Here is a 14,569-nt window from a genome sequence, read left to right on the forward strand (position 1 = left end):
CTGCGAGAACGACCTGTTTACGCAATTGTGAGCCCAGGCTCCACTCCGTGACCCACGGGAGGGCCTCATCGCCCGGGGTGTTTGTCACCCGGCCCCGTCCATGCTGGGCTCTCCGCCCCCCTATTTCGTCCCAGCCCCCGAGTGAAAACCCCGTCCCCCACCGAGCAGCTCGCGCCCCACCGGGAGGCCACGCGCGCCCTGGACTGGGCGCTGCCCACGCTCCGGGCGGACCTGGCGGCGGCGGCGCGACAGCCCTTCCGGGAGACGGGGGCCCAGGAGGACTTCCTGCACCGCCATGACGCACCGGCCCATGAAGCCCAGGGCCCTGCGCGGACGGAGCGCCTCGAACGGGCCCTGGACCGGGTGCGGCGGCTCGCGGACATGGGCGAGCCGCTGACCTTCGCCCGGATGGTGGAGGTCCAGTCGGAGCTCCTGGGCGCGCCCACGGGCTTCCGCACCGGGGACGCCTTCGCGCGGGGAGGCGCGCACCGCTATGCGCAAGCGCCCGGCCTGGAGGCGGCCTTCCGCGCCAAGGTGGAAGCGGACGCGAGGGAAGAGCGTCATCCAGTGGCGCATGCCACGCGGTTGTACCTGGACCTGTGTTTCTTCCACCCCTTCCCGGACGGCAACGCCCGCGCGGCGCGGCTGTGGCTGGAATACATGCTGCGCCGGGGCCGGCTGCCCACGCCACCGTTGGCGCCCGTGGTGCTGTGGCCCAAGCGTCCCGGAGACGCGGTGAACTACACACGGCTGGCAAGGCTGCTGGCCCGGACCATCGCGGGGCCGGACGCCCCGTGCCCCAACGAGGTGCCCGAATGAGCAGTGACGCTTCGGCTTTCACGTGGCGCCGCATCCGCGACAGCCTGGATGCCTACGCACCGCAATCGCTGGCGTCCCGGCTGAGGGAGGCCTTGGCCCCCCTTCGGTCCGGAAGCATCCACGCAAGCCGGCTCAAGCAGGCGAAGAACGCCGTGAAGGACCTGCTCCAGGCCGAGCTGGGGCCCTGGTACATCGAGAGCGGCCTGCCCCTGGGCAATGAAGTGCTGGGGGGCTATTGCTGGTGTCACTCGTTCTTCAACCAGAACCCGCCGCATCGGACGATGGACGTGGATGCGAACATCCAGCTCATGCTGGAGGCACTGGAGCGGATCCGTTCGTTTCTGTACGCGCTGGACGGCGTGTATCAGGCCGCGCGCCGTCAGCTCGAGTTGGCGGCCGACGACAAGGCTCTCCGGGCGAACGCGCTCGCGGAAGGGCTGGTGCGGACCGTGGACCTGACGGCGGAGACGACGTCCTGCGAGGAGACCTGGTACCAGGTCGCGCAGGACGCCATGTCGTGGTGCATCGAGGCGATGGGACTGCCCTTGTCGGATGCCACCCAGGAGCAGTTGGACACGGCCTTCGTCTTCACGTCCTGGATTGCGCCTCCTCCGGAGGTCCTCCGGGACGCGGCGGCGCGGGTGGCGGAGGTGGCCGTATGAGCCGTTCGGCGCTGGGGCACTGGCTGCGCATCCGCGACAGCCTGGACGGGTATGAGCCGGAGAAGCTCATCCGGCTGCTGCGCGAATACCTGGCGCCGCGCGTGCCCCCGGGGACACGCAAGCTCACGGACGAGCAGCACGACACGATGGCGAAGCACATCCAGCGGATGCTCAACCAGAACCTGGGGCCCTGGTACACGGAGACGGGCCTGTATCTGGGCAATGAGAGCTTCGGCGGCTACTGCTGGTGCCACCGTTTCTTCAGACAGAAGCCGACCCCGAACATGAGCGTGGAATACAACATCCAGCTCATCATCAACGCGCTGGAGCAGTCGCGCGAATGGCTGTTCAAGCTGGATGCCCACTTCCAGGCGCTGAAGCGGGACCTGCCGTCCGGCCCCGGCGACAATGACATCCGGACGCTGGCGTTGGCGGATGGACTCGTCACCACGATGAACCTCACCATGGACGCCACGGGCTGCGAGGAGTCCTGGTACACCTTCGCGGACGAAGCGCTGTCCTGGATGTTCGACGCCATCGAACTGCGCCCCGGCTATCAGGCCGGGAAGCTGATGCGGAAGCTGTTCGCCTTCGAGTCCTGGCACTCGCCGCCCGAAGCGGAGCTGCGTGACTCGGCGGAGAAGGTGGCGGCGGCCGTCGTGGAAGACGAGGGCCGCCGGCACACACATTGATCCGCGCGCCCCTCCCTCAGTGGATGGGCTTGCCGCGCGTCATCCGCCGGGCCTGCTCGCGCGAGCCTCCCTTCACCTCGATGCGCTTGCCCTGGGGCAGTTCCTCCGGAAGCCGCAGGGAGACCTCCAGGACGCCGTTCTCGAAGTTCGCCTGGATCGACTCCGTGTCGATGCCTTCCGGGAGCGGGATGACGCGGCGGAACTGACCGGTGCTGCGCTCCAGGCTCCAGATGCCCTCGGCCTCCTCTTCCTCCTCCAGTTCGAAGGAGCGTTCGCCTTCGATGATGAGCAGGTCCTTCAGCACCTCGACGTGGATGTCCTCCCGCCGCATTCCTGGCAGGTCGGCCTTCACGATGAGGCTCCCGTTCCGCTCCAGCACATCCACCTGCGGTGACCAGAGGCCCTCCTCCAGCAGGCCGCTCCGAGCGGTGAGGCCCCGGCCTCCGAAGCCGGAGACGAGCTGGTCCATGTCCTCCATCATCCGGCGCAGCAGCCCGAACGGACTCGCGGGCGCGGCTTCCCTGCCGATGGCCGGTGCCTGCGACTCGCGGCGGCTGATGCCAGCGCCCGTCCTCGGGTCCTGTCCCGGCGACGTGGCGCTCGGCACCTCGGCCTGGGCGTTCTTCATGACAGGCGAGGAGGAGGCCCCCCCCTGCGCGCCTGGGTTCCTGTTATCGGTTGCCATGACGTCCTCCCCCGGTGGAGCCGGCTGCCGCCTGGCCGCCGGACCGCACCGGTCACTCAATCGGGGATGGAATCATCCCAACCTCGAACCTGGAGGTGCGCGGCGAAGCCATCAAGGGGCCCGGCACCGCGGTCCGTCATGCGCGTGAGCTTCGCTATGCGAGCAGCGTGGCGTCCATCACGGTGAGGGCCACTCCACCGACGCGGGCGCGTTCGATCTGGCCTGGTCGGCCGGTGACCTGGATGTCGATGCGACCCGGCTTGCCGAGCGTGTCGCCCTGTTCAATGCGACTCGACACCGTGCCGCCGTGCTCCGGCAGGCGAAGGCTCCCGTGCTCGGCGAGGTAAGCCGCGAGCGGTCCCGCGGCGGAGCCCGTCACGGGGTCCTCCAGGATGCCGAAGCCCGGGACGAAGTAGCGCGCCTGGGCAACGCTCCCCTCCTCCTTCGCTTCGCGGGTGAAGAGGTAGACGCCGCGCAAGCCGTGCGGCATCAGCAGCGCGTTCATCGCCGCGCCTCGCGGCGTCAGGGCCTCCAGGTCCGCGAGCCGCCGGAGGGGCACCACCAACCGGTGGCCCTGGCGGATCACCGGCAGTGACGGGTCCACCTGCGACGCGGTCCCGCCCAACGTGGCCATCAGCGCGTCCAGGGCCACGGGGTTGGGCTGCACGGGAGGCGGGGGCGTGGCGATCCACACCCGAGTCCCACGCGTGCCCTGGGGCTCCAGCTCGATGCCGAACGTGCCGCCGGGGCACTCCAGCGTGTACGTCCCCGGGCTTCGCAGGAGTTCCTTCTCCGCGAGCAGGTGGAAGGTGGCCACCGTGGCGTGGCCGCAGAAGGGAATCTCGTCCACGGGCGTGAAGTAGCGCAGGCGCACGGTGGCGTCACCGGGCCGGGACAGCAGGAACGCGGTCTCCGACGCGCTGACGGCCGCGGCGGTCCGCTGCATCGTGGGGACATCCAGCGCCGAGGCGTCGAGCACCACGCCCGCGCGATTTCCCGCACCGGCGGTGCGGGTGAAGGCATCGATGATGTGAACCTGCATGGGCGGACTCCGGACAGGGCAAGGGCCTGGGAAACAGCGCAGGCATGCCCCTCCTGGACCGTTGGCGTCAAGCGCTGGACCGACGCACCGGAGCCCCACAACAGGGTTGAACGAGAGCGCCAGAGCAGGCACAGCAAGGATGCATGAATCTCCTGAAGTCGGGTGGGTGGGTGGTGCTGGTGGTGTTGCTCCACGCGAGCGGCGCGGCGGCACAGATCGTCAACGTGCAGGCGCTCTTCGACGAGAAGGCGGAGCCGGGGCCGGCCGCGGCCATCGAGTTGGGCGGCGACTGGCGCACGGGCAGCACGGAGCTGTTCTCCATTCGGGGCTCCCTGGTGGGCCAGCTGCGCTCCGAGCGTGACGTCTGGCTGGGCGTCATCCGGGGTGAGTATTCGTTCGCCAGCGGCGAGCGCATCGTCAGCCAGGTGCTGGAGCACGTGCGCTACCGGCGCAAGCTCACGGACACGGTGTCGGGCGAGATCTTCGCGCAGCACGAATACAACGAGTTCCGCCGGCTCCAGCTCCGGATCCTGCTGGGCGCGGGACCGCGCTTCATCCTGCTCAACGAGGACCGCCTGGGGCTCACCTTCGGGGTGGCGCTGATGCTGGAGCACGAGCGGCTGCGCAAGGACGGAGAGCCGGACGCGGGAGACCGCTACACGGATCCGCGAGTCTCCAGCTACCTGCTGGGACGGATAAAGCTGATGGAGAACATCAACCTCGTGGAGACGGTCTACATCCAGCCGCGAGTCACCCGTCCCTCCGACCTGCGCGTGCTCAACGAGACGATCTTCGCGGTGACACCCAATCCCCGCGTCACAGTGGGCATCGGGTTCAACCTCACCTACGACAGCGCGCCGCCCGCGACAGTGCCCGCCCTGGACACGCAGCTGCGCACCACGGTGGGTGTGAAGCTTTGAGTGGGTGGCAAGTAGCGCGTTGACGAACCGGGCGCGGAAGCAAGGCTCGGGAGGAAGCATCTTCTCCAGCGTCAACGGCTCATCCACGGTCACCGCGCGCGGCGTGCGCCTGGGGCGCTGCACCACCAGGCCCCGCGCCGCGATCCACCGAAGCGCGTCGCGCGCTGTGTCCCGGAATACGGAATAGAGACGCGCCAGCTTCGCTTCCGATCCGAATCGCGCACGGGCCGTCAGTCCCCCCAGCGAAAGCCCGCGCTCGAACTGCGCCCCCACATCCGCCACGCTCCCCACTCGCACCATCCCCATCCCCTCTTCGCCCCAGCATCGCCATCCAACCACAGGGGTCTGACATGGACTCGACGTCACCCGTCGGGCCAGCACGGCCCCGGACCCCATGCGGCGAAAACCTGTCCGACTGTCGGACAAGTTTTGAGGAAACCGGCTCCGGGCGGGCGCCGCTGTCCGTGTCATCACCTTGGCGTTGGCACGCCCGACGTCGCTCAATGGCGGGGCTGGCGTGGCCCCGGGCCTCATGCAGTGGAAACCTGTCCGACTGTCGGACAAGTTTGGAGGTAACCGGCCCCGGGCGGACGCCTCTCTTCGTGGGCCCGCCCCACCGTCCGCGCCTGCATCCCGTCGTTCCCCATTGCCGCACCCCGCCAAGGCGCGCGCCGTCGCGGAGACCACAGGGTCACGGAGCCTGTTGGCGAACTCCTGGCGGCCTACCTGAGGCTAGGCTTCAGTCATGGCGTCCCCCTCCATTCCCGCCCCCGTCGTCCTTTTGGGAGGCGGCAAGATCGCCGAAGCCCTCATCCTGGGACTGTTGCGGTCCGGCCACGTACGTCCTTCGGACCTTCGCGTCACGGTGCGCCGGCCCGAGCGCGGAGAGGAATTGCGCTCCCGGCACGGCGTGCACGTCCTCGTGGACAACGCGCAGGCGGTGCGGGGCGCGGCCGTAGTCGTGCTGGCGGTGCGACAGGCGCAGCTGCGGGACCTGATGGCGGTCATCTCGCCTGCCTTGGAACCTGGGCAGACCGTGGTGTCGCTCTCCGCGGACGTACGACTCGCGCAGTTGGAAGCGGCGTTGCCATCCAGCGTCTCTGTCATCCGCGCCCTGCCCCATACGCCCGTGCGCGTGGGAGCAGGCGTGACGCCCCTGTCGGCCGGAACCCGGGCGACGGAGGCCGCGAGACAGGCCACCGAGTCCGTCTTCGCGGCGACGGGACGGCCCATGTGGATGACCGAGGAAGCGCTCACGGTCTGCACGGGCGTGTGCGGCACGGGCCCCGCGTATGTCTTCCGCTTCGTGGAGGCCCTGGCCCTGGCCGCGATGGCGCACGGAATGGACGCGGCGGAGGCGGCGGCACTCGCGAAGGAAACGCTCATTGGCGCGGCGAAGCTGTTGGCCGAACCCGGCGCCACCACCCCTCGCCTCATCACGGAGATAGCGACCCCGGGAGGCATCACCGAGGCGGGCCTGATGGCGATGGACTCCCACGGCCTCCCTCGCGTCGTGGGCGAAGCGGTCTCCGTCGCCATCCAGCGCACCCGGGAGCGCGCGGACGCGAACGCCGCGGCCTACAGCGCGCCGAAGTGACGCTTGATCCCCCGCTGGCCTCCAGGCGTGACGATGAGGCCGCGAGAGTCGGGCTGACGTTCCACCCATCCCAATGAGAACACCCGGGCGGCGAGCGCCGCGCCCAGCGCCCCTGCAAGGTGGTCGCGCCGCTCGCTCCAGTCCAGGCAGCGGTGGGCGAAGTGGCGCCGCTGCTCGCGCACGGGCGCCAGGTCGATTCCGAAGTCCTGGAACCACGCCTCGCCACTCGGGGTGAGCGCGAACGCGCGTTTACGAAGGGCGAGATGCCCGGCCCGCAGGAGCGCGTCGGTGATGCCCATGCCCAATCTGCCCGCAAGATGGTCGTAGCAGTAGCGCGCGGCACGCAGGGGTTCCGGAGTCACTGACGCACGGGGTCCACGGACCGCCACGGTCATCAGCGCTTCCACCATCCGCGCCACGGTGGGCGTGGCGATCCGGAACACCTTGTTGCGCCCCTGCCGGGTGGCGCGGACCAGCCGGGCCTGCTCCAGCCGCTGAAGGTGCGCGGTCGCCGTCGCGGGGCTGACGCCCGTGCCGAACGCGAGTTCCTTCGCGATGAGCGCCCGTCCCTCCATGAGCAGCTCCAGCATCCGGATCCGCGTGGCGTCCCCCACGGCCGTCGCCAGCGTCGTGAGGTCCGGCCCTGCATTCATCGTTCGTTCCATGACGAACCATTTTCTAACACACGGACACGGCAACGGCAGCAGAGTGCCCGGCCACGAGGACCGATGACACCGCCCACCGACCCGTATCAGGCCGTCACCCACACCGACCCGTACCCCTACTACGCGGAGCTTCGCGCCCGGGGAGGACTGCACCGCGTCCCCGGCTTCGGGCCATGGATCGCGGCGGATGCGGCCACCGTCCGCGCGGTGCTCACGAGCGAGCACTGCCGGGTCCGGCCACTGTCGGAGCCGGTGCCTCCGCATCTGGTGGGCACCGCCGCCGGGGCCCTCTTTGGCCGGCTGGTGCGGATGAACGACGGAGGCTCCTACCCCGCCGTGAAGCAGACGCTTTCACGCGCATTGCCGGAGGCGCTGTGTGAGGTCGAAGCGGAGAGCCGCCGCTGGGCGGCACGGCTGTTCGCGACGCCATCACTGTCTCGGCTGCCGGACACCGCCCTCCAGCTTCCCGTGTTCGTGCTGGGGTCGCTGCTGGGCTTCCCGGAAGACACGCTGGAGGCGAGCGTGCAGGACGTGGATGCCTATGTCCGCTCGGCCGCCGGTCCTCCTGCGGGCAGTGAGGGTGCGGCGAGGCTGAACGAACGCGTGGCGGCCTGCTTCCAGTCCACGGCGAGGACCGCGTTCACGACGCGGCTTCTGGAAGGCCATGGCTCGGAGGACCTGCGCATCCCGAACGCCGTGGGCCTGCTCACCCAGGCATATGAAGCGACGGCCGGGCTCCTGGGCGCGACGCTGCGGGCCTTCGCTCACGTGCCCGAGTTGCGCGAGCAGCTCTCACATGGCGCGTGCACGATGGACGACGTGGTCCAGGAAGCGGCTCGACACGATTCGCCGGTCCAGAACACGCGACGCTTCACCCATGCCGCCGCGACCATCGCGGGTCAGGCGCTGGAAGCCGGCGCGACCGTGGTCGTCGTGCTCGCCGCCGCGAATCGGGATCCACTCGAGAATCCCCGGCCCGACGCCTTCCTGCCAAAGCGCGCGCGGCGCCAGAGCTTCACCTTCGGCCTGGGCTCGCATGCCTGCCCCGGGCCCCTGCTCGCGACGACGATGGCAAAGGCGGCGGCGGAGCGTGTGCTCGCGAGCGGCCTGGACCTGTCACCGTTGTCGGGCCCCGTCACCTGGCGTGCTTCCACCAATGCCCGCGTCCTGGGAGGACTGGAATGATTGCTGTCATCTTCGAGGTCTGGACACACGAGTCGCATCGGCAGCGATACCTGGACCTCGCGGCGGAGCTGCGGCCCCTGCTGGCGGACATCGACGGCTTCATCTCCATCGAGCGGTTCCAGAGCCTCAGCACCCCGGGGAAGCTGCTGTCCCTGTCCTACTGGCGCGACGAGGCGGCGGTGGCGGAGTGGCGGCGCCAGGAGGCCCACCGTGAGGCCCAGCGCGAAGGCCGAGGAGGCGTGTTCAGCGACTACCGCCTGCGGGTGGCGCACGTCGTGAGGGATTACGGCTTGAAGGACCGGGCGGCCGTGCCCGCCGACAGTCGCACCGTGCACGACTGACGCGGCCGGCGCACGGCGGCTGTCTTCCCGCCCGTCCCTCCCATGCGGGCCATGACTCCCCCACCTTCTTTGGGGGGTGAACGATGAAGCGAGGCCATTGGAGAGGTGCCTGGGGGCTGGCTGCCGCGCTGCTCGGGCTTCCGGCGGTGGGGCAGATGGAAGGCCCACCCGAGGGTGCGTCGCAATACTCCTGCTTCGAAGCGGCGCGCCAGGGCAGCTCGGTGAGCGAGAGCATCGCGGCGCAGCTCTGCCAGGGTGCCCGTTCAGACACCCCGGCACGGTGCTTCCTCCGGGTGCAGGAGAAAGGCTTCCTCGCCGACCCGCAGGCGCTCCAGCTCTGCCAGTACGCCCAGCCCTCGGATGATCCCGCGGCCTGCTTCTTCAAGGCGCGGACCTCCTCGTTCCTGGACGAGACACAGCTCCTGGAGCTCTGCCGCCCGCCCATCGCGCAGATGCTGAAGATGTGCCCCTACGGTCCGTGAGGCTTCAGGCCGTGGGGCTCACCGGGCGCGGAGGAACGCCTTGACGCTCGGGGACTGGAGCTTCTGGGACTCGATGCACAGCCGGATGGACTCCAGGGCCCGGGTGAGCGCGCGCGGTCCGCCTTCAATCTTGTCCACGCGGGGCGTCAGGAACGTCTCCACCTGTGCCAGGTGGATGTCATCGCAGAGGCTCCCCGTCTGGCCAATCAGCCGACCCAGCTCATCCGAACGCAGCCGCTGGGTCAGCGCATCGAAGTGCGTCTGATAGAAGTTCCACGCCAGCGACTGCGACTCCGGCAACATCAACGCCATCCGGAGGATGCTCTGCGAGTCCCGCACATCGAAGTCCGGCGACACCACGAGCCCCAGCGCCCGCCACAACAGCTCCGGGTTCCGGAAGTAGCCCAGCGACATCAGCAGCCGGGAACGCTCGGTGCGGTCCTGTTCCTTCCTCGCCGCTTCCAGCAGCGCGTCGAACAGCGCCGCATCGCCGTGCGTCGCTGCTCGGGGCAGCGCGGCACTGAACGCCTCCGGGTCCACCGACTTCCGGTCCGCCAGCCATGCGCGCACCAGGGGCAGCGCCTCCTTCACCAGCCGAGGGTCATCGCCCAGACCACCGGCCAGCCGGAGGAACAGGGAGCGTGAATCCTTCACGGAGTCGTCCTCGCCCGGCTTCGGCACCCAGCCCATGGCCCGCGCACGCGCCGAGTAGAGCGAGGCCACCCACGCGCGGAAGCGCTGGCGCTCCTCGGGCGTGAGCTGCTCCAGACGCACGAGTTCCAGCAGCGAGGCACCGCTCTGCACCACGAGCCGGTTCGTCGATTTCGCGGAAGCAGGCACCGACTTCAGCGCCTCCCCCAGCGGCAGGTCGCCCCGGCTCACCGCCGCATCCACATCCGCCCAGAGCGCCATCTGCTCCGCGGGAGTGAAGGCGGCGGCCGGAGTCGCGAGCAGCTTCGTCAACTGCTCGCGGGTGTAACCGCCGCGGTAGTAACCCGTGCCGCCCGCGTTGAGCAGCACCCACGCCGGGCACTGCTTCGTGGGCAACGCGACCTCCGCGGACGGCCCCTGCAACATCGAGCACACCCGCGACGACTGCGTGCCCGTGCCCACGCGAAGACACACGGGCACCTGCCATTCCTGCCGCGAGTCCGCCTTGGAGCCCACGGGCAGGTACCGCTCCTGCGACAGCTTCACGGACGGAGCACCGCCCGCCGGGCACGACAGCTGCGCGGTGATCCGAGGCGCCCCACTCCGCTCGATGAACCCGCCGAAGGATTGCGCCACCTCCGGCCCCGCCGCCTGGGACAGGTCCGCGAGGAAGTCCTCCATCGTCGCGACCTTCCACTCGTGCTTGCGGACATAGCCCCGGAGGAAGTCGCGGAAGCGCTCGGGGCCCATCCAGGCCTCGTACATGGCGATGACGGACGAGCCCTTGTCATACGTCGTCCCGTTGTCGAACGAGCCCACGATGTCGTCATTGCTCTCCACCGGCTTGCGAACGGGCAGCGCCGACGCCAGCTCATCCGACGCCAGGGCGGAGCGGGTCGCGGACATGGCGCGCTCCTGCTGGTAGTCCCAGGACGGCTCCAGCCGGTCCACGGTCTGCCGGTCCAACCACGCGGTGAAGGACTCGTTCAGCCAGATGTCGTTCCACCAGGAGCAGGTGACGACGTCCCCGAACCAGTAGTGCCCCAGCTCATGGTTGGCGATGACCGCGTACGACTTGCGGCGGGACAGCGTCTCCTCGCCGGGCGGAATGAGCGTGAGCGGCTGTCCGAGCGCGACGATGCCCGGGTGCTCCATGGTGCCCCAGTACCGGGGCACGACCGCCACATCGAGCTTCTCGTACGGATACGGCTGGTCGAAGAAGTCCTCCAGGCCCTTCACGATGCGAGGCGTGATGCTCGCGGCGTAGCGCGTCTCCGCGCCCCGGCCATTGGGGACGATGAAGCGCAGCGGCACGTTCGTGCGTCCCACGGTGCCGGCCTCGACGATGTCGAACGGCCCCACCATGAAGGCCACGAGGTAGCTGGGCATCGGCTTGCTCTCCGCGAAGGTGACGCGCTCCAGTCCGTCCGCCAGAGGCTCGCGCGACACGACGGGATGGTTGGCCAGCGCCACGTGTCCGGCCTTCACGGTGAAGCGCAGGCGCCACGGCACCTTGAAGGTCGGCTCGTCGAAGCACGGGAAGGCGCGGCGCGCGTCGATGGGTTCGAAGAACGTGTAGAGGTAGGGCTCACCGCCCTCCTCCACCCCGTAGATGCCCTGGCTGCGCTCACGGTCCACCTTGCCGGTGAAGTCGAGCAGGAGCTGGGCCTTGCCCACCGGCAGCTCCTCCGGCAGCAGCAATCCCAGACGTCCTTCGGGCGCGGTGACAGGCTTCGCATCGAACGTGCGGCCCGCCACGGTGACACGAGCACGCGTCACTTCCACGTCCTGCGCATGCAGCCACACCTGGCGCACGGGCTCGCGGACCTCCACGTCGATGGTGACGCTGCCCGGGTACCTGTCCTCCGAGGGCACGAGCTTCAGATCCAGCGCGTAGTGCACGGGCCGAACGGTGTCCGGCAGCCGCAGCGCGGGGGGCAGGGCCTCCGGCCACGAAACGGAGGGCGGCGCGGATGCAGTCGGCGCGGCCTCCGGCGCGTGGGCGCAGCGGACGGTCAACACCACCAGGGCGAGGAGTGGGAGCAGTCGCATGGGGCGCAGCGTAGACCATGCGCGGGTCGCGCACCGCGCCTACGTCTCGGCTCGCACCCACAGCATTCTTGAAATGTCTCCAATCCGTGAAGCAGTGATTTCAACCCCGCGAGCCGCTACGGTCCTGATCCCCCCGCATCACCCTCTAGCCGAGGATAAACATGTTTCGTCGCAGCAGCGATCTTCCCTCCCTCTTCGTGTCCCTGCTTTTCGTCGTGGGCTTCGCGTCGTCGGCCAGCGCTGACACCTACCAGACCTATGTGACGCCCACGGTCAATGGCTATCAGATTGGCACGTACCTCCCCAACCAGCCCACCGGGAACTTCAGCAGCGCCGCCGACACCGCCCGCCGCTTCTGTCAGGACCAGGGCCACAGCGGCGCGCAAAGCTTCACCACCGCCATCCGTGGCTCCGCCTACTCGTTCATCGTGGGTACGAATGGCGTGGGCAACTGGGGCACCACCGGCAATTCCAACGTGACCATGCTGGAGACCGTCACCTGCTTCACCTCCAACTCGGGCGTCACCTACACGACTCCCGCGGTCAATGGCTATCAGATTGGCACGTACCTCCCCAACCAGCCCACCGGGAACTTCAGCAGCGCCGCCGATACCGCCCGCCGCTTCTGCCAGGACCAGGGCCACACCGGCGCGAGCAGCTTCACCACCGCCATCCGTGGCTCCGCCTACTCATTCGTCGTGGGCACGAACGGCGTGGGCAACTGGGGCACCACCGGCAATTCCAACGTGACCATGCTGGAGACCATCACCTGCTTCGACGCGACGGTGCTCACGTACACGACGCCAACGGTCAACGGCTACCAGATCGGCACCGTCCAGCCCAACTTCCCGTCCGGCAACTACAGCACCCCGGCGGCTACCGCCCGCCGCTTCTGCCAGGACCAGGGCCATGTCAACGCGAGCAACTTCACCATCGCCATCCGCGGCTCCGCCTACTCGTTCATCGTGGGCACGAACGGCGTGGGCAACTGGGGCACCACCGGCAATTCCAATGTGACCATGCTCGAAACGGTCACCTGCATCACGCAGTAACCGACAGTCCGGGGACCGGGGCTCCTCGCGGCCCCGGTCCACCGGGTGTCTTCCAGATGCACGCGGCGGTGGAGTGGGTCAGGATGCGGCCCATGTCCAACCTCCAAGGCAAGACCCTCTTCATCACCGGCGCCAGCCGCGGCATCGGCAAGGCCATCGCGCTGCGTGCGGCCCGCGACGGCGCAAACATCGTCATCGCCGCGAAAACCACGGACCCGCACCCCAAGCTGCCCGGCACCATCTACACGGCGGCGAAGGAGATTGAAGAGGCCGGCGGCAAGGCCCTCCCCTGCGTGGTGGACATCCGCGACGAGGCGCAGATCCACGCCGCCGTCGCCAAGGCCGTGGAGACCTTCGGCGGCATCGACATCCTGGTGAACAACGCCAGCGCCATCAGCCTCACCGGCACCCTGGAGACGCCGCTCAAGCGCTTCGACCTGATGCACGGCATCAACACGCGCGGCACCTTCGCGTGCTCGCAGGCGTGCATCCCGTACCTCAAGAAGTCCTCCAACCCGCACATCCTCAACAACTCGCCGCCGCTCAACATGGAGCCGCGCTGGTTCGGCCCCCACGTGGCCTACACCATCGCGAAGTACGGCATGAGCCTGTGCGCGCTGGGCATGGCGGAGGAGCTCAAGGACGACGGCATCGCCGTCAACACGCTGTGGCCCCGCACCGTCATCGCCACCGCCGCCGTGCAGAACCTGCTGGGCGGCGACGACACCATCAAGGGCAGCCGCACGCCGGAGATCATGGCCGACGCCGCGTACACCATCCTCACCAAGCCCAGCCGCTCCTTCACCGGCAACTTCTGCATCGACGATGAAGTGCTGCGCGCCGCCGGCGTCACCAACCTGGACAAGTACCAGTCCGTCCCCGGCGCGGAGCTGCTCCCCGACTTCTTCCTCTAGCGCCGCAGCCCCATGCCCCCGCGCAAGCTCCAGCGACACCTGGTCTGGCTCGAGTCCTTCACCGCCGCCGTGGAGGCAGGCAGCATCGACGCCGCCGCGGAGCACCTGGGCGTCGCCCGCTCCGTCGTGAGCGAGCACATCCGCGCCCTGGAGGAAGCGCTCGCGGATGGCGCCGCCCTGCTGGAGCGGGGGCCGGGCCGGCGCCTGCAACTGTCCGCGCGAGGAGAGCGCCTCTACGCGGGCACCCAGACGCCGCTTCACCAGCTGGACGTGAAGCGGCTGATGGACCTGGCCCGCGTGGAGCCCACCCTGCGCCTGGGCCTCAACCCCACGCTGTCCATGTCGCTGCTGGGTGGCATCGCGCAGGACGCCGCCGCCGCCGACCTCAAGCTGGTGGTGGGCTTCGGCGGCTCGCACGAGCTCATGCGCCAGGTGCAGACGCGGCAGCAGGACCTGGCGCTCGACTTCACACCCCTGCCCCCGCACGAGGGCGTGGACACAGAGTCCCTGCTGCGCATGTCCTTCGCGGTCATCGCGGGCCCCGACTCCCCGCTCGCGAAGGCGCACGCCTCCCGCCGCACCCTGGACGTGAAGGACCTCCAGGGCCAGCGCTTCGTGGACTGGCTGCGGGACGACCCCTACGGCGGCGCCAACAGCGCGCGCTTCGCAGCGCACGGCGTGTCCGTCACCGAGGTCGGCCGGGTGGAGAGCTTCCTCCACCTCTACGAGCTGCTGCGCGCCTACAAGGCCTGCAGCTCCGTGAAGACGGCCGGCGGGATGAAGCCGCGCACCGCCACGCAGGACCAGCCC

15 protein-coding genes are annotated in these 14,569 nt (G+C 69.3%); 11 read left to right on the top strand and 4 right to left on the bottom strand.

Translation table 11 applies throughout. From position 1 onward, the window contains the following. Nucleotides 1–141 precede the first annotated feature (141 nt). From D7Y11_RS45200 to D7Y11_RS21335, 3 genes are read left to right on the top strand one after another with little or no spacing between them, the layout of a single operon-like run. Nucleotides 142–819 (top strand): Fic family protein, encoded by a 678-nt coding sequence (locus tag D7Y11_RS45200; RefSeq protein ID WP_199753760.1) that lies wholly within the window; start codon nucleotides 142–144, stop codon nucleotides 817–819. Further along, a complete protein-coding gene (locus D7Y11_RS21330) occupies nucleotides 816–1,481 on the top strand; it encodes a hypothetical protein (RefSeq protein WP_126934633.1) in 666 nt (221 codons plus the stop codon). The genes D7Y11_RS45200 and D7Y11_RS21330 overlap by 4 nt, the downstream gene beginning before the upstream one ends. Continuing rightward, on the top strand, nucleotides 1,478–2,173 hold the full coding sequence (locus D7Y11_RS21335; RefSeq protein WP_126934634.1) for a hypothetical protein: 696 nt from the start codon (nucleotides 1,478–1,480) through the stop codon (nucleotides 2,171–2,173). The genes D7Y11_RS21330 and D7Y11_RS21335 overlap by 4 nt, the downstream gene beginning before the upstream one ends. Nucleotides 2,174–2,189: 16 nt before the next feature. On the opposite strand, the gene D7Y11_RS21340 is transcribed toward D7Y11_RS21335, so the two are convergent. Next, the gene (locus D7Y11_RS21340) at nucleotides 2,190–2,801 is read right to left on the bottom strand and encodes an Hsp20/alpha crystallin family protein (RefSeq protein ID WP_158641978.1); all 612 of its coding nucleotides are present in this window, start codon (nucleotides 2,799–2,801) and stop codon (nucleotides 2,190–2,192) included. 211 nt (nucleotides 2,802–3,012) lie between these two features. Beyond that, on the bottom strand, nucleotides 3,013–3,900 hold the full coding sequence (locus D7Y11_RS21345) for a PhzF family phenazine biosynthesis protein (protein ID WP_126934636.1): 888 nt from the start codon (nucleotides 3,898–3,900) through the stop codon (nucleotides 3,013–3,015). A 143-nt stretch (nucleotides 3,901–4,043) separates the two neighbouring features. On the opposite strand from D7Y11_RS21345, the gene D7Y11_RS21350 reads away from it, so the two are divergent. Next, nucleotides 4,044–4,820, top strand: coding sequence for a YdiY family protein (locus D7Y11_RS21350; protein ID WP_120580276.1), 777 nt, complete (start codon nucleotides 4,044–4,046; stop codon nucleotides 4,818–4,820). 745 nt (nucleotides 4,821–5,565) lie between these two features. Next, nucleotides 5,566–6,417, top strand: coding sequence for a pyrroline-5-carboxylate reductase (proC, locus tag D7Y11_RS21355; RefSeq protein ID WP_126934637.1), 852 nt, complete (start codon nucleotides 5,566–5,568; stop codon nucleotides 6,415–6,417). Here proC and D7Y11_RS21360 read toward each other — a convergent pair. Further along, complete coding sequence (locus D7Y11_RS21360) at nucleotides 6,399–7,082, bottom strand: helix-turn-helix transcriptional regulator (RefSeq protein ID WP_121753548.1); 684 nt, start codon at nucleotides 7,080–7,082, stop codon at nucleotides 6,399–6,401. The genes proC and D7Y11_RS21360 overlap by 19 nt on opposite strands. Nucleotides 7,083–7,145: 63 nt before the next feature. Between D7Y11_RS21360 and D7Y11_RS21365 the strand changes: the two genes are divergently transcribed. The 3 genes from D7Y11_RS21365 (at nucleotide 7,146) to D7Y11_RS21375 (ending at nucleotide 9,090) form a co-directional block, all read left to right on the top strand. Further along, nucleotides 7,146–8,267, top strand: a complete 1,122-nt coding sequence (locus tag D7Y11_RS21365) for a cytochrome P450 (protein WP_126934638.1) — start codon at nucleotides 7,146–7,148, stop codon at nucleotides 8,265–8,267. Further along, complete coding sequence (locus D7Y11_RS21370) at nucleotides 8,264–8,608, top strand: antibiotic biosynthesis monooxygenase (RefSeq protein ID WP_120580272.1); 345 nt, start codon at nucleotides 8,264–8,266, stop codon at nucleotides 8,606–8,608. The genes D7Y11_RS21365 and D7Y11_RS21370 overlap by 4 nt, the downstream gene beginning before the upstream one ends. Before the next feature lie 83 nt (nucleotides 8,609–8,691). Next, nucleotides 8,692–9,090 carry a hypothetical protein gene (locus tag D7Y11_RS21375; RefSeq protein WP_120597184.1) on the top strand — a complete coding sequence of 133 codons (399 nt, stop codon included), beginning with the start codon at nucleotides 8,692–8,694 and terminating at the stop codon, nucleotides 9,088–9,090. 18 nt (nucleotides 9,091–9,108) lie between these two features. On the opposite strand, the gene D7Y11_RS21380 is transcribed toward D7Y11_RS21375, so the two are convergent. After that, complete coding sequence (locus tag D7Y11_RS21380; RefSeq protein WP_126934639.1) at nucleotides 9,109–11,793, bottom strand: M1 family metallopeptidase; 2,685 nt, start codon at nucleotides 11,791–11,793, stop codon at nucleotides 9,109–9,111. A 161-nt stretch (nucleotides 11,794–11,954) separates the two neighbouring features. On the opposite strand from D7Y11_RS21380, the gene D7Y11_RS21385 reads away from it, so the two are divergent. The 3 genes from D7Y11_RS21385 to D7Y11_RS21395 form a co-directional block, all read left to right on the top strand. Continuing rightward, the gene (locus D7Y11_RS21385) at nucleotides 11,955–12,845 is read left to right on the top strand and encodes a hypothetical protein (RefSeq protein ID WP_120576620.1); all 891 of its coding nucleotides are present in this window, start codon (nucleotides 11,955–11,957) and stop codon (nucleotides 12,843–12,845) included. Between the two features lie 92 nt (nucleotides 12,846–12,937). After that, nucleotides 12,938–13,759 carry an NAD(P)-dependent oxidoreductase gene (locus D7Y11_RS21390; protein WP_120576627.1) on the top strand — a complete coding sequence of 274 codons (822 nt, stop codon included), beginning with the start codon at nucleotides 12,938–12,940 and terminating at the stop codon, nucleotides 13,757–13,759. A gap of 12 nt (nucleotides 13,760–13,771) precedes the next feature. Beyond that, the coding region (locus D7Y11_RS21395) for a LysR family transcriptional regulator (protein ID WP_148139220.1) at nucleotides 13,772–14,569 on the top strand (798 nt) is incomplete at its 3' end.

It is taken from the genome of Corallococcus sp. AB018 (genome assembly GCF_003986945.1).
Taxonomy (GTDB): Bacteria; Myxococcota; Myxococcia; order Myxococcales; family Myxococcaceae; genus Corallococcus; species Corallococcus exiguus.

Excerpts from the sequence above, each read along its gene's own strand:
- D7Y11_RS21330 (WP_126934633.1), top strand. The coding sequence starts at position 816 with ATGAGCAGTGACGCTTCGGCTTTCACGTGGCGCCGCATCCGCGACAGC.
- D7Y11_RS21335 (WP_126934634.1), top strand. The coding sequence starts at position 1,478 with ATGAGCCGTTCGGCGCTGGGGCACTGGCTGCGCATCCGCGACAGCCTG.
- D7Y11_RS21340 (WP_158641978.1), bottom strand. The coding sequence starts at position 2,801 with ATGAAGAACGCCCAGGCCGAGGTGCCGAGCGCCACGTCGCCGGGACAG.
- D7Y11_RS21345 (WP_126934636.1), bottom strand. The coding sequence starts at position 3,900 with ATGCAGGTTCACATCATCGATGCCTTCACCCGCACCGCCGGTGCGGGA.
- D7Y11_RS21350 (WP_120580276.1), top strand. The coding sequence starts at position 4,044 with ATGAATCTCCTGAAGTCGGGTGGGTGGGTGGTGCTGGTGGTGTTGCTC.
- proC (WP_126934637.1), top strand. The coding sequence starts at position 5,566 with ATGGCGTCCCCCTCCATTCCCGCCCCCGTCGTCCTTTTGGGAGGCGGC.
- D7Y11_RS21360 (WP_121753548.1), bottom strand. The coding sequence starts at position 7,082 with ATGGAACGAACGATGAATGCAGGGCCGGACCTCACGACGCTGGCGACG.
- D7Y11_RS21365 (WP_126934638.1), top strand. The coding sequence starts at position 7,146 with ATGACACCGCCCACCGACCCGTATCAGGCCGTCACCCACACCGACCCG.
- D7Y11_RS21370 (WP_120580272.1), top strand. The coding sequence starts at position 8,264 with ATGATTGCTGTCATCTTCGAGGTCTGGACACACGAGTCGCATCGGCAG.
- D7Y11_RS21375 (WP_120597184.1), top strand. The coding sequence starts at position 8,692 with ATGAAGCGAGGCCATTGGAGAGGTGCCTGGGGGCTGGCTGCCGCGCTG.
- D7Y11_RS21380 (WP_126934639.1), bottom strand. The coding sequence starts at position 11,793 with ATGCGACTGCTCCCACTCCTCGCCCTGGTGGTGTTGACCGTCCGCTGC.
- D7Y11_RS21385 (WP_120576620.1), top strand. The coding sequence starts at position 11,955 with ATGTTTCGTCGCAGCAGCGATCTTCCCTCCCTCTTCGTGTCCCTGCTT.
- D7Y11_RS21390 (WP_120576627.1), top strand. The coding sequence starts at position 12,938 with ATGTCCAACCTCCAAGGCAAGACCCTCTTCATCACCGGCGCCAGCCGC.